This window comes from Novosphingobium sp. G106 (assembly GCF_019075875.1).
Taxonomy (GTDB): Bacteria; Pseudomonadota; Alphaproteobacteria; order Sphingomonadales; family Sphingomonadaceae; genus Novosphingobium.
This window is the reverse complement of sequence record NZ_JAHOOZ010000001.1, coordinates 186,180-200,276: the sequence shown is the minus strand read 5'-3', so window position 1 is coordinate 200,276 and position 14,097 is coordinate 186,180. Positions and strand designations below refer to the sequence as shown.

Genomic DNA, 14,097 nt, shown 5'->3' with positions numbered 1-14,097 from the left:
ACAATTATATCAAAAATGATATCCGACAGTGAAGTCGATCGTACGCGGCGCCTCGACATATCCGTTGACTACAAAGCCGGTCAGCAAGGTGGAAACGAAGCCGTTCGTCACCCGTACCTTGTTGGCGATATTCCGGGCGTTCAGGCTTGCGGTCCAATGTCGATCGACACTCTCGAAGTTTATCGAAGCGTTGAACCGGGTGCGTGCGGCGGTTGATGTCGCCTCGAGATTGTAGGGCGTCCAGAAGATCTTGCTGGTGTAGACCGCCTCTCCGCGCACGGAGATGTTGCCCGGCGACACCGGGATCGTGTAGGTCGCCCCGAACTTGCCAGAAAACTTCGGGGATTGTGCCAGACGATTGCCCTTCAGGTTGAAGGCCGGATTGCCGAACTCGTCGATCGTGACGCCGTCGCCAGCCGGCCGGGCATTGTCCGCCGTGATGAAACTGGAGAAAGTGGCGTTCAGATAGGCGGCCGTCAGGTCAATCTGGAAAGCCTCCGTCGGCTTGGCGACGATCTCAGCCTCGAGACCATAGATCTTCGCCACTGCAGCATTCTCCAGAAGCGCGTTGGCAATGACGACCCGGTTTACCTGCAGGTCCTTGTAGTCATAGTAGAAGCCCGAGAGGTTGGCACGAAGGCGCCCGCCCAGAAGCGTCGATTTGATGCCGGCCTCGTAATCCCAGATATTCTCCGGATTGACCGGCGGCTGGACCGCGCCGAGATTGTAGACGCCGCTCTTGAACCCCTTCGACACCGATGCATAGAGCAGCGTGGACGATGTTGCCTGGAACTCCAGGCCCAGCTTCGGCGTGAAAGCGCGAAACGTTTTGGACGGCGTGCAGGGCACGGTGCCGAACCCGATCGTCGGTAGCCCCTTGCCGCACTGGATCGTGAGCGTCGATGAATCGGGCCGCGTCTCGAAAACGCGCTGATCGAAAGCATCGACCAGGTTGAATGCGCCCTGGTTGATCGCCGATTTGCGCTCGATACTGTATCGCGCGCCTATGGTGACCCTCAGCCGATCGACGACCTCGCGCGTGTACTGGCCAAACAGCGCATAGGCATCCGTCTTCACCTGTGACCCAGCATAATATCCCTGCCTGAGTGTACCTGGAGCCGGAATAGGCGCGATCCCTAGCGGCTGAAACAGAATGTCACTGAACGCGACCGGCGCCTGTCCATCGTCCTTCTCATGAAAGTAGAATGCGCCGAGGATCCAGTTCGACTTGTCGCCCTGATGGGAGAGCTGGAATTCTTGGCTCACCTGCCGGGATTTCTCGAACAACCCCGCCACCGCAAGCACGGCACTGGTCTGGTCAAGATCGCCCTGATTCGTCGTATCGATGCCGCGATAGGCGGTGATCGACTTCAGATCGACCGCGCCCAGAGCCCAGTCCACGGTCATCGAAGCGCCCCAGAAACTGTTGTGCCGCGATGGCTCCGCCTCGCTCGATATATCGCGCGTCCGCGTCGGCAGAGTGCCGCCAAGCGGGATCGGGGCCGGCGAAAAGGCACTGGGCAGCAACACGCCCCATGGCACAGTACCCAACGGGGTTCCGCCATAGTGCGGCGTCTGATGATCGTCTGACTCGGCGTAGTCGGCCTGCAACTTAATCCGAAGTGTGTCGGTCGCGTTGAAGAGCAGCTTGCCGCGGATTGCTCTTTCCTTGTTGTCGTCGATATCCCGGCCGGTGAATTCGTTCTTCCCCCAACCGTCGCGGTCGTCGGTACGAAAGGACAAGCGGAACAGCAGGTCTTCGCTGCCCAGAGGACCGCTGATCGCTCCTTCGCCGCCGATGTGATTATACTCACCATAGGTCAGTTGCGCATAACCCGACAGTTCCCGGGTCGGGTCCGCGGTAATCAGATTGATGGACCCACCCGTCGCGTTTCGGCCGTAAAGCGTGCCCTGCGCGCCGCGCAGAACCTCGACCCGCTGCATATCAAAGAAGCTGCCGAGCACCCCCGTCGGACGCGCGAGGAAGACGCCATCCACATGGAAAGCAACGGGATTCTCAGCTCCGAAATTGACGGCGTTGAGGCTGATGCCGCGCAACGAAATATTTGCCGAGCCGTAACTCTGGCCGATTTGCAACGCCGGCACGCTTGAAGACAGTGCATCAACATTGGTGATGCCGGCCTCGCGAAGCGCGTCACTGCCGATTGCCGTGACCGCCAGTGGAACCTTCTGGACCGATTCACTACGCTTCTGAGCCGTAACTACGATATCCCCGATCTCGCCGACTTCCTGGGCGGAACCTTCAGCCGCGGCTCCCGAAGACTGCGCAAGGGCAGATGCCGGAAGCAAAGCCGTGGACACCATCAAAACGTGCAAAAAGTGTTTGTAGAGCATGCTTTTCCCCTCCGATCGGATTGCGCCGATTGCCTCGACGTCGCGATTCACAAAATTTCGAATAGCTTGGCTTTCGGGTTCCGTTCCTGAGCCCAGCGGCTCGACAATCAGCGCAACCGGAAACCGGCCTCACGGCCCCGTTGCTGATAGATACTATTACGTGATATGTATCACGTCAATATAAATATACTTTTTGTCGCTGATCGATGGCCGACGCCGCCGAAGGCCAACTCGGTGAAATTTGACCGTACAGCATCGCGCAGGGTTACCTGCGAGCAGCTGCTGGAAATCGGCAGTTGTCAGCGCGGCACTCTTGTCTTTTTCAACTTAATACGTTGGAGGCACTGGCGGTGTTGAGCACCCGCTCGGCGTCGCGTCGGGATCGCACGATGAGCTGGATGTCCGGTGAAATTGGTCGCCTGTAGCGACGGTTCCACATTCTCGTGAACGGGCGCGTTCCTCATCGCGATTGATCGCGTGCCCGTGCTCATTGCGGCGGCGGCCGGGGAGAACGCGGCCACCACTGATCACGCCGCCGCCCTGCCCTCTGATGCCGGAAAGGGGATGGCCACGGGTTGAGCAGCGCTCGGCAGGAGTATTATGCTCGGGGCAACGGCCTAGCCTGGACGGTCGCCGCACTGCCAATCAACGACCGATGTGACGTCACAGGCATGGTAAATTATCCCTTCGGATCGTAGTGGAGCACATCCTCGTTCACATCTGCAGCGAACACTTCCGGGCTGCGCGCAATCGGCCTCCTGGTGTATCATGCCCGGATCGACACGGTGATGCGTCCGGTCTTGCTTCGGCAGGCACGGGCAAAAGTGGCGTCAGGCCAGATTCTCAACCCTGAATCCTATGGACAGGCTGCCGCGACGCAGACCGACAGGCTTGCCTTTTGGCGAAGTCCATTTGGCATTTCGTTCCTCAAGGCAGAATGGCGTCATACGCAACGACAGGGGCGGCGCCGGCTCGGATCGCCGCGTCGAGCGCAAGTGTCTGGGGCAGAAGACGGGCCGTGAAGAAACGGGCTAGATCCACGTAGCGGGATATCGATGCCGACGTCCTGTCCGCTGCCGTCGCGCGGGCGGCCATTCGCACCCACAGCCACCCATAGGTCACGAGCGCAAAGTGGCGCAGATAGTCGGTGGCTGCCGCGCCAGCTTCCTCCAGATCGGCGCCGTTCGTCAGCAGATGGTCGGTCAGGCCTTCCAGTCGGGCCAGCGATTGCCTGACCGCGTCGACTGTTTCGCCAAGATCTGCGGCACCATCGGCCGCGCCCAGATCCGAACCGATCAGCGCGAAGAAACGCCGGGCAAGATCGCCATTCTCCATCGGCAGCTTGCGGCTGACCAGGTCCATCGCCTGCACGCCATTGGTGCCTTCATAAATCTGCGTGATGCGGGCATCGCGGACATATTGCTCCATGCCCCACTCGCGGATGTAGCCATGGCCGCCGAACACCTGTTGCGACATGACGGCGATCTCGAAACCAAAGTCGGAGAAAGCGGCTTTCACAACAGGTGTCAGCAGGGAAACGAAGCCATCGGCCACGCGCCGCGTATCGGGATCGGGGTGGCGCGCAGCGATGTCCATCTGCAACGCCGTCCAGACGGCCAGCGCACGCCCGGCATCGGTGAGCGCGCGTCCGGTCAGCAACATCTTGCGCACGTCGGCGTGCTCGATGATCGGCACAGGGCTGCGCGCGCCGTCCGCCGACCGGCCCTGCAATCGTTCGCGGGCATAGGCGACTGCCCTCTGGTTGGCGGCTTCCCCGACCCCAAGCCCCTGGATACCGACGAACAGGCGTTCGGCATTCATCATCGTGAACATGGCGTTCAGTCCGCGCCCCGGTTCGCCGACCAGCCATCCGATCGCCCCGTCATAGTTCATGACGCAGGTCGGCTGCGCGTGGATGCCCATCTTGTGTTCGAGCGACCCGACCGACATGCCGTTGCGGGCCCCAAGCGCACCGTTCTCCTCGACCAGGAATTTCGGCGAGAGGAACAGGCTGATTCCCTTTACCCCCTTGGGTGCGCCGGGAAGGCGGGCGAGGACGAGATGGACGATATTGCCGCCAAAATCATGATCGCCCGACGAGATGAATATCTTGGTGCCCGTGATCGCGTAGGATCCGCCTCCGACCGGTTCCGCACGGGTGGAAAGCAGTCCCAGGTCGGTGCCAGCCGAGGACTCCGTCAGCGCCATCGCTCCCGTCCACTCGCCGGAAATCAGCTTCGGCAGGTAACGAGCTTTCAGGTCGTCGCTCGCATGATGACTGATGGCTTCGACCGCGCCGCGGGTCAGACCCGTAAACAGGCCGAAGGAGAGATTGGCCGATGAAAGCATTTCGTCGAGCAATATTTGGATCACGCGCGGCAGCCCCTGCCCGCCATAGTCGGTATCGCCCGACAGGCCCGCCCAACCGGCCTCGACAAATGCCTTATAGGCCTGCGCCATGCCTTTGGGCGTCGTGACCAGCCCGTCCTTCAGGCGGCACCCCTCTTCGTCCGCTGGACGATTGAGGGGTTCCAGCACTTCGGCGCAGAATTTCCCGCCTTCTTCCAAAATGGTTGTGGCGAGGGACGTATCCACGCCTTCATATTCCGGTAGGGCCGCCATCGCAGCATCGAAGTCGAAGACTTCGCCCAGCAGGAATGTCACATCGTTCATCGGAGGCGTATAGCCGGCCATGGCATGTCCTTGTCTCGAAGATCAGTTACGCAGCTGCTTGCCGCTTTTCAGCATATGCCGGATGCGATCGAAGGAAGCGGGCGTCGCGAGAAGATCGACAAACGCCGTGCGTTCGAGCAGCAAAACGGCCTCTTGGGTCAGCGGCCTGAGGGGGTCGGCGGCCGGGCCACCTGTCAGGACATTGGCAAGCGCCTTGCCTATTACCTTGTCATGCGCGCTGATCCGGCCGGCCAGCACTTCGCCGTCGATCACATTGGCGATCGCGCTGGCGCCCGACGGGCCGGAGAGCGACAGCAATGACGGCTCCGGCGCCACATAGCCGTCGGCCAAGGAGAGCGCCTTTGCCTTGGCGTCCGCGATCAAATGATCCCGGTTCATGGAGATCGCATCAGAGGAGCGCAGAAGCCCCCGCGCGCGAGCATCGAAGGCACTTGTGGAGACTTTGGCCGACGCGATCAGGTTATAGGCCGCCAGCGCCGCAGCGACCGGCCCGTGCGGCGCAACGGAAGCGGACGCGAGCCGGATCATCATTTCCTTGCAGCCGCCCCAGCCCGGGATCAGCCCGACGCTGGTCTCGACCAGTCCCATCGATAGTTCCGCATGGGCCTGAACGGCGTCGCAGTGCAGCAGCAGCTCGCAGCCGCCGCCCAGTGCCGCTCCGGTTGCTGCCGCCACGACCGGGAAAGGCGCATATTTGATCGCCTGGAACGTGCGCTGACCATGGTCAATAAAGGCGCCGATCGCTTCGCGACCGCCCTTCTCAAACGTCTCGACGAAAATCCGAAGGTCCGCCCCGGCGCTGAAATAGGGAGCGTCGCTACCGATCACCAGCGCCCGGAAGTCGGTGCCGCAGTGGTCCAGCGCCTGCCCGATCGCATCGAGCAGGTCGGGAGAGAACGTGTTCATCTTGCTACGGATTGCGAGACAGGCGACGCCATCGCCCAGATCCCATATGTTCGCGCTGGCCCAGGAAGCCACCGGCTTTGCTACCAGAGTAACGTCCGACAGCCGCAGTACATCCTTGCTGCGGGACAAGTGGGTTACGACGCCATCGGGCCGAAGGCTGGCGCGTTCGCCGTCGCGGAGCGCATAAAAGCCACCCTGTTCGGTGGCCATCGCCAGATAGGGCGGAACGGTAGCGCCGCGCGCTTCCAGCCGGGCCTTCAGCCAGCCTGCGCCCAGACGGTCGATCAGCTCGAACGGTCCCTGCTGCCAGCCATAGCCCGAGCGCATGGCCTCATCCACCGCATCGGGCGTGTTGACAATCTCCGGCACCAGAGACGCCGCATAGGCCAGCATCTTTTCCATGACGATGGCGGCGTAGCGGCCGCCCAGCCCAGGATGCTCCATCAACGCGCGCGCGTCGCTATGGGCAGCGGCCAGGCTTTCCGACGCGACCGACCGATGTGGTCGATAGTCACCCGTCGCAAGGTCGACCACCTCGCGGGTCTTGCGATCGGGTGAAAGGCGCGCGAAACCAGCGCCGCTTTTACGGCCGAGACGGTTCTGTGCGATCATCTTTGCGATCAGCGCCGGCTCGGCGGGATAATCCTGGATGGGATCATCACGCCCGGTCGCGCCCTGCAAGCTTCGCAAGACCATCGGCAACAGGTCTATGCCGATAAGGTCAATCAGTCCGAATATGCCGGTGGCCGGGATGCCGAAGGGCTTGCCGATGACGGCATCGGCTTCTTCGACATCGATGCCCAGCGCAATCGCTTCGTTAAGCGCCGCGGATAGCCAGTAGTTGCCGATGCGATTGCCGATGAAACCGGGCGTATCGTTGCAGATGACGACGGACTTGCCGAGCGATCGGTCGGCAAAAGCGCGGATCGTTTCGGTCACGTCTGGCTTGGTCGCCTCGCCCGAAACCAATTCCAGCAGGCGCATGACGCGGGGCGGATTGAAGAAATGGGTGATGAGGAAGTCGGCCGCGAACCCTTGTGGCATGTCCGCAACCAGATCCGCCAACGGGATGGTCGATGTGTTGGACGACACGATTGATCCGGCCTTCCGCACTCGGTCGATGCTACGATAGAGCGTCTGCTTTATCGCGACGTCTTCGGCCACCGCCTCCACGATCCAATCGGCATCGGCGAGGCGCGCCAAATCTTGCTGTGTGGACCCGGTGCTTATCCGCCTGGCGAATGCGGGGTCCATAAAGCCGCCTGCCTTCAGCTGCCGGACGATCCCGGCGTCGGCGAGCGCCTTTTCCCGGTCCAGCAGGACCACACCGAGCCCTGCATTGGCGAGGTGCGCGGCGATGCCCGAACCCATGACGCCTGCGCCGATGACAGCGGCGGTGCGGATCGTTCTCATGGTCATGCCGCCTCCAGCACCATGGCAATGCCTTGCCCGCCGCCGATGCACTGGGTCGCCAGCCCATAACGGCCGCCATCACGCCTCAACAGAAGCGAAGCCTTGCCCACCAGCCTGGCGCCGGTCGCGCCCAGCGGATGACCCAGCGCAATGGCCCCGCCATCGCGGTTGAGGCGCGCCGGCTCGATATCAAGATCGCGGCAACAGGCCAGAACCTGGGCGGCGAAGGCTTCGTTCATTTCAATGACGTCGATCTGCCCGGCGGTAAGGCCGGCGCGGTTCAATGCCTTGCGACTGGCCTCAACCGGGCCGATGCCCATGATTTCGGGGGCGCATCCAGAGATCGCATAGCCGGCGATCCGCGCCAGCGGGGTCAGATTATGGCGCTTCACGAAATCTTCCGAGCAGACCAGCGCCGCCGACGCGCCATCCGTCAACGGTGAGGAATTGCCCGCCGTGACCGACCCGTCCGCTTTGAACGCAGCCTTCAGCCCGGCCAGTTTCTCGTTGTCCGTCGCACGCGGGCAACCATCTTCCGTTACGTCGCCGATCGGCGTCAGTTCCGCGGCCAATCGCCCGTCGGCAAGGGCGGCCAGGGCCTTTGCCTGGCTTCCGAGCGAATAGGTATCCTGCGCTTCTCGCGAGATGGCATAACGGTCGGTAAGGTTTTCGGCCGTCAGGCCCATGTTGAGGAAAGCGGTGCGCTGCGCATCGCTCCAGGCGGGGTTGGGCATGGGGTTGAAGCCCATCATCGGCACCCGGCTCATCGACTCGACGCCCCCGGCGACGAAGACGTCGCCCGCCCCCATTGCGATGGCCCCCGCGGCCATCTGAACAGCCTGCATCGACGATCCGCACCAGCGATTGATCGTGCTACCCCCCACCGACTGGGGCAGGCCCGCAATTAGCGCTGCACACCGAGCGATATTGAGACCTTGCTCCCCTTCTGGGAAAGCGCAGCCCAGGATGATGTCCTCAATATCGGCCGGGTCGATCCCGGAGCGCCCTACCAGCGCTTTGATGACGGCTGCGGCCAGATCGTCAGGGCGCGCCTCAGCGAGCGCACCGCGATAGGCCGGCGTGAACGGACTGCGCAGATAGTCGACGATATAGGCTGCGGTCATGTCTCTTCCTTCAATTCCCGTGAACACCGCAAGGCGCCGCATCGGCGCCGCTATCGGGCGGGCATAAGAAACGTTGCCGGCCCGCCTCGCATTCTGTAACAAACGTTTGATACAGTCAGCAAGCGAAATTGTGTGTTGGGAAAGGGAATGGTAGCGCAGCGCTGTTGGGAGGTGTGCCATCAGCCGGTGCGCGCACGTCATTCAGGGAAGGCAGCCGGATTGACTATCGATGGAACAGACCGCGGCACCAGGTCAGCAAAAGTGGCGGGCAAACCGACGTACGCGTTAAAGCAGGAGGGCTCGAGCGATCGCCAAATGGATATCTTGGAGGCCGCGGCAACCTTGTTTGCGCAGCGTGGATATGCGGCGACCTCTGTGCGTGACATTGGCGAACAGGTCGGCCTGCTGGGCGGCTCGCTCTATCACCACATCAAGTCGAAGGAAGCGCTGTTTGTCCGGGTCCACGATATTGCGCTGCAGATGGCCGAGGATCGCATAGCTCTGGCCGTTTCGCGAGCGGTCGATCCTTGGGACAGGCTGGAAGCGGCGTGTGTGACCATGTTGGAAATCCAGCTCGACCCGGCTTCCCTCACGATGCCGCTGATGAATGATTTCGGGACTGTGCCGCCGGAAATCCGGGAGCGGCTGGTCGCCAAGCGCGATGCGTTCGAGACGATTTTCCGCAACCTCGTGCGCGACCTGCCATTGGACCCGTCGGTGGATCGCGGCGTCTATCGCCTGCTGCTCCTCACACTGCTCAACAATGTAAGCGGCTGGTATCGCGACGGCCGGTTGGCGCCAAAGGAAATCGCGCGCCAGATAGTACTGATCTTCCGCCAGCAGGCTGTGTGAGCATAGGAAACAATAATACGATGAGGAATGATTGATGGGAAGCAGCCACCTCCAGGATCGGCCACGGGGCGCCACGCCTTGATCATCTCAATGTCCATCCGGCGGACAGCCTCGTCGCTGCCATGCGCGCCACCATCTGCAGCAAATTGGCCGTCGCCGGATTTACGGTCGCGAGATTCGATCTCCATGCAATGGATGTCAATCCTGTCCTCTCCCAAACGGACTTTCCACGTGGAAGAATGACGACCATTTCGTCTACGCCCTTGAACAGCGCCGTGACTACGACGCGGGCACGCTTCCCGATGACATCATGGCCGAGCTCGGCAACGTGCTAGCGGCCGACTTCGTCATGTTCAGTTTCCCGGTTTTCTGGTTCAGCGTTCCGGCGCTCCTGCAAGGATGGATCGACCGTGTATTCATCTCCGGCCTCTTTTACGACGGACGGTAAATCTGCCGCAGCGGCTGACTAAAGGGCGGAATCGCACGCTGGCCGCGTTCAGCCTGGGCGGACGCGATCATATGTTCGGCCCCGGATCGCTCCATGGCGAACTTGAAACCGGTATGTTGCGGCAATTTCTCCGAGGCACGCTCCGCTATTTCGGCCTCGATGTGATCGAGCCCTTCGCCAGCTATCTCGAACCCTATATCGATCAGGTTCGCCGCGCCGGAATATTTGGATGCGCTTTGCCATCATATGGCCCGCATCGAAATCCTTTCGACATTGCCGATGCCAGAACCCGAGAGCTTCGACGCAACCTTCACGCCCTTCCCCGAGGTGGAGTCCGGCGTGCAAGAAGGGCTCTGACGCGCTCTTGATGATCCTGTACGCCAAAGACGCAGCTTGTCAGGCCCCCAGCAGGACGAGCCTGCCGCGCCCCGTACATCTCGTTTGACGAGCTTAAGCATGAAGACCTGTCTCTCGTGCTGACTGTTAGACCAGCTAATAGCAACGGCAGCGCGAACAGCTGCGATGTCGCGGACGATGCCATTGTCGAAGGAACCGACGAGACCATCTCGCCAACGCTCTATCCGGGCATCGAACTCGGACGCCGCCTTTTGACGGAACCCAACCACGCGGGGCAATGGCGTAATCCGCCATGAATATGGCGCCAAAGAGCAAATTACCTCGATGCTGTCGTCGTACAGGTCGTACCTCAAGCGAAGGACCTCGCTCTATCCAGAATCGGGCACTTGAAAAGAATACGGCAATGACAGCTCGTTGAATTGGCAACGGCTTCGTCATAAAATTTAGCTCAGAAATACACGCAAAATAATTCCTGATACAAATAAGTATATAAAACGGGGAGGATGAAATGAATGCTAGGCACTATTTTGGAGCGATAATTCCGATCGTGACGTTATGGTGTGCGACATCGTCATATGCTCGGTCCGCTGACGTTCAACCTTCCCAGCCAGGAAGTGATGCTCGCAAGGGGGAATCAAGCGGTTCCGGCTCGGCAGATTCGCTAGCCGACATTGTGGTCACGGCGCAGAAGCGATCAGAGCGGTTAAGTGACGTTCCCATGTCGATCACCGCAAGTTCAGCTGAGCAGCTTAAGGATCTGGGCGTGACCAGCACCGATGATCTCGGCAAGCTCGTTCCCGGATTTACGTTCTTGCAGGGCAATTATGGCCTCCCGGTCTATTTTATCCGTGGTATCGGTTTCAGCGACACGACGCTCGGCGTGAGCCCGGCAGTTACAGTCTATGTAGATCAGACGCCTCTGCCCTTCTCCCCAATGTCGCGAGGCGCGACGCTCGATCTTGAGCGCGTCGAAGTGCTCAAGGGCCCACAAGGTACGCTGTTTGGACAGAATTCAACCGGCGGCGCAATCAACTATATTGCCGCCAAGCCTACTGATCATTTGGTCGCCGGATTCGATCTATCGGGTGGCCGGTTTGACGCGGTGGATGTCGAAGGCTTCATCAGCGGGCCGATAACCGAAACCTTGAAAGTGCGCGTCGCCGTTCGCCGTGAATATCGCGGCGACTGGCAAAAGGACTACGTAAACGGCAACATGATCGGGAAAAAGAAATTCCTGAATGGGCGTGCGATTATCGACTGGGAACCCAGCCAGGCTGTTAAACTGTCCTTCTCTGCTACAGGCTGGCGGGACAAGTCGGATGTGCAGCAGGAGCAATTCCAGCTTTTCCGCGGGCAAAATCCGTCGGATCCCAATCCCAGGCCTCTCCCGTTCCCGATCTCTACCTACCCAAAGGCACCAGATAATGCGCATGCGGCGTCATGGGATCCCGGCTTCGATTTCTCGAAAAACGACAGTTTCTATCAGTTCGCCATGCGCGGAGATGTCGATCTGTCGGATCGCATCCAACTGACGAACATCGCGTCCTACGCGCGATTTGAAACGCATATCCCCCTTGATCTCGACGGTACAATCTACCCGGCGGCCAGAAATTCGACAGACGGCACGATCAAGAGCTTCTCTGAGGAACTTCGTCTCGCAGGAAGCTTTGGCTCTGGCTTGCGCTGGATGATCGGGGGGGAACTACCAGAAGGATAAGGTTGACGAAAGTATCCGGCTGAACCCGCAGATCGCGACGCAGGTCAAGATCGGCCCTTTTTATTATAACGATTTCATCGCCACGAATTTTCAGAACATCGAAACGAAAAGCGCCTTCGGCAGCCTGGATTTCGACCTGACCGACCATCTGACCTTGCAGGGTTCGCTGCGTTACTCCGATCAGGACAGAAAATTCAGAGGCTGCACCCGCGACGGTGGAGCAGGCGACCTTGCAGCGGCGGTGAGCTTTCTGTCTTCCCTCATAACCGGGCAGCAGCAAACGATTGCACCGGGTGCATGCGTAACCTTGAGCGACCAGACCGGTCTCGCAGTACCGATTGTCACCGACAACCTCAATGAAAACAGCCTCTCGTGGCGGGTCAGCGCAAACTACAAGTTCAGCGACCATGCTCTGGTATATACCAACATCACCAAAGGATATAAAGCGGGCAGCTTCCCGACTTTGCCTGCAGCGGCCGTATCGCAACTTGCACCCGTGAAGCAGGAGTCCGTTTTAGCTTATGAAGTCGGTACGAAAGTCGATATATTCGATCGCAAACTGGAACTAACCGCTGCGGCATTCTACTATGATTACCGCAAGAAGCAGCTGGTCGGCACGCGCGCGGTGTTCCCGTTCGGGTTCCTGCCTGGCCTGGTCAGTATTCCCAAGTCCAGGGTCGAAGGGTTGGAACTCGGCTTCCGCGCGGCCCCGTTCCGAGGGCTGACCATCGATGGCGGCGGAACCTATCTGAAAACCAGGGTTCTGTCCGATCCGGTCAACCCGACCGGAGCGTTTGGCAGCCAAGGAAGCTTCATCGGGAATAGTTTTCCGTTCACGCCAAAATGGCAGGGCGTTGTCAACGCAACCTATAAATTCGCCTTATCGTCGCACATTGATGCGTTTCTCGGTGGAAGCATTACCTCACGCTCGAAAACGACCGCCGCTCTGTTCAACGGCGATGCGACCATTTCGTCACTGGAGAAGCTTCTGGTCATAGACGGCTATACGCTGCTGGATCTGCGGGCGGGTATCGAGACAGCGGATGGCAACCTGCGCTTGGAAATTTGGGGCCGGAACGTCACCGACAAATATTACGCGACGAACGCCAATCGTATCTCGGACTATGTCTACAGGTATACGGGCATGCCTGCGACCTACGGAGCGACATTGCGCTATCGATTTGGAGAGTGATCCAAATGCCGGAGCACGCAGCTATTTCAATGCGGTATTTGACTAGGCCCCGGGTAACCGGGGGCGTCAATCAGACATCGAATTCCCGTCGGGCCAGCAAAGGATGACGAGCAAATGAAAGCACTTATTGCTGGGGCGGGTGTCGTGGGTTCGGAAATAGGGTTCCAGTGCGCCTATGGCGGGCTGGAGGTTGCGATGTTCGACATCTCGGAGAAATCACTCGATACATCGCGCGCGAGCCATGCCGCGTTCGCGGAGCTGTTTCAGAAGGATGGTCGACTGACGGATGTCGAGGCCGACGCGCTACTAGCGCGCATCAGCTATGAAACCGATATAGCGATCGCCGCCAATGACGCGGATATCGTAAGCGAATCTGTCACGGAAACATGGGAGGTGAAGGCGGCGACATATCGCGCTCTCTCGGATCATTGCCCTCCCAAAACCATCTTTACGACCAATACGTCGACAATGCTGCCAAGCGAGCTCGCCAAGTTTACCGATCGCCCGAACCGCTTTCTGGCCTGTCATGTCGGTCGCCCGGTCTGGGAGGCCAAGCTGCTCGAAATCATGCCGCACGAAGGGACCGATCCCGAACTCTTGGACGAGATCAGGGTATTTTCCCGCCGGATCGGCCTCATTCCGATCGTGCTGCTCAAAGAACAGGTCGGCTATGTTTCCAATTCGATCATTGCGCCGTTCGTCATCGCGGGCCTCGATCTGGTGATGCGCGGGGTGGCCACATATGACGATGTCGACCGGCTCTGGATGTTCGGTACGAAATCCACATACGGCCCGATCGCGATGGTGGATCTGATGGGCATCCAAACGGTCTATAATGGGCTGAAAAACCTATCGGATACGGCCGGCAAGACTGAATTTCTGCCGATCATGCAATATCTCAAAGAAGAGTTCATCGATAAGGGCAAGCTCGGCATCCAGAGCGGTGAGGGATTCTACACCTATCCCGGTCCCGCTTACGGGCGCGCCGATTTTATCGGCTAGGGTATCAGCGCTGTCGCTTGCTCACGACAGCCTGCCC

Annotated in this window: 9 protein-coding genes; 5 read left to right on the top strand and 4 right to left on the bottom strand. The window is 59.9% G+C overall.

The features are described 5' to 3' along the window. Positions 1-9: 9 nt before the first annotated feature. The 4 genes from KRR38_RS00900 to KRR38_RS00885 form a co-directional block, all read right to left on the bottom strand. A complete protein-coding gene (locus KRR38_RS00900; protein ID WP_217397699.1) occupies positions 10-2,355 on the bottom strand; it encodes a TonB-dependent receptor in 2,346 nt (781 codons plus the stop codon). A gap of 927 nt (positions 2,356-3,282) precedes the next feature. Next, the gene (locus tag KRR38_RS00895; RefSeq protein WP_217397697.1) at positions 3,283-5,049 is read right to left on the bottom strand and encodes an acyl-CoA dehydrogenase; all 1,767 of its coding nucleotides are present in this window, start codon (positions 5,047-5,049) and stop codon (positions 3,283-3,285) included. A 21-nt stretch (positions 5,050-5,070) separates the two neighbouring features. Further along, entirely contained in the window at positions 5,071-7,374 is a 2,304-nt protein-coding gene (locus KRR38_RS00890; protein WP_217397695.1) for a 3-hydroxyacyl-CoA dehydrogenase/enoyl-CoA hydratase family protein, read from the bottom strand. Further along, positions 7,371-8,492, bottom strand: a complete 1,122-nt coding sequence (locus KRR38_RS00885; RefSeq protein WP_217397692.1) for a thiolase family protein — start codon at positions 8,490-8,492, stop codon at positions 7,371-7,373. Before KRR38_RS00885 ends, KRR38_RS00890 begins: the two co-directional genes overlap by 4 nt. 315 nt (positions 8,493-8,807) lie before the next feature. Here KRR38_RS00885 and KRR38_RS00880 point away from each other — a divergent pair, with 315 nt between their 5' ends. From KRR38_RS00880 to KRR38_RS00860, 5 genes are all read left to right on the top strand, one after another. Continuing rightward, positions 8,808-9,344, top strand: a complete 537-nt coding sequence (locus KRR38_RS00880; protein ID WP_217407063.1) for a TetR/AcrR family transcriptional regulator — start codon at positions 8,808-8,810, stop codon at positions 9,342-9,344. Between the two features lie 136 nt (positions 9,345-9,480). Then, positions 9,481-9,792 (top strand): NAD(P)H-dependent oxidoreductase, encoded by a 312-nt coding sequence (locus KRR38_RS36955; protein WP_256449544.1) that lies wholly within the window; start codon positions 9,481-9,483, stop codon positions 9,790-9,792. A gap of 1,075 nt (positions 9,793-10,867) precedes the next feature. Further along, positions 10,868-11,866, top strand: coding sequence for a TonB-dependent receptor plug domain-containing protein (locus KRR38_RS00870; protein WP_217397688.1), 999 nt, complete (start codon positions 10,868-10,870; stop codon positions 11,864-11,866). A gap of 13 nt (positions 11,867-11,879) precedes the next feature. Beyond that, a complete protein-coding gene (locus tag KRR38_RS00865; protein ID WP_217407062.1) occupies positions 11,880-13,058 on the top strand; it encodes a TonB-dependent receptor domain-containing protein in 1,179 nt (392 codons plus the stop codon). Positions 13,059-13,172: 114 nt separating this feature from the next. Continuing rightward, a complete protein-coding gene (locus KRR38_RS00860; RefSeq protein WP_217397686.1) occupies positions 13,173-14,060 on the top strand; it encodes a 3-hydroxyacyl-CoA dehydrogenase in 888 nt (295 codons plus the stop codon). Positions 14,061-14,097: the final 37 nt, after the last annotated feature.

What these genes read in the sequence shown, in the direction of transcription:
- KRR38_RS00900 (WP_217397699.1), bottom strand. Translation starts at nt 2,355, where the DNA reads ATGCTCTACAAACACTTTTTGCACGTTTTGATGGTGTCCACGGCTTTG.
- KRR38_RS00895 (WP_217397697.1), bottom strand. Translation starts at nt 5,049, where the DNA reads ATGGCCGGCTATACGCCTCCGATGAACGATGTGACATTCCTGCTGGGC.
- KRR38_RS00890 (WP_217397695.1), bottom strand. Translation starts at nt 7,374, where the DNA reads ATGACCATGAGAACGATCCGCACCGCCGCTGTCATCGGCGCAGGCGTC.
- KRR38_RS00885 (WP_217397692.1), bottom strand. Translation starts at nt 8,492, where the DNA reads ATGACCGCAGCCTATATCGTCGACTATCTGCGCAGTCCGTTCACGCCG.
- KRR38_RS00880 (WP_217407063.1), top strand. Translation starts at nt 8,808, where the DNA reads ATGGATATCTTGGAGGCCGCGGCAACCTTGTTTGCGCAGCGTGGATAT.
- KRR38_RS00870 (WP_217397688.1), top strand. Translation starts at nt 10,868, where the DNA reads ATGTCGATCACCGCAAGTTCAGCTGAGCAGCTTAAGGATCTGGGCGTG.
- KRR38_RS00860 (WP_217397686.1), top strand. Translation starts at nt 13,173, where the DNA reads ATGAAAGCACTTATTGCTGGGGCGGGTGTCGTGGGTTCGGAAATAGGG.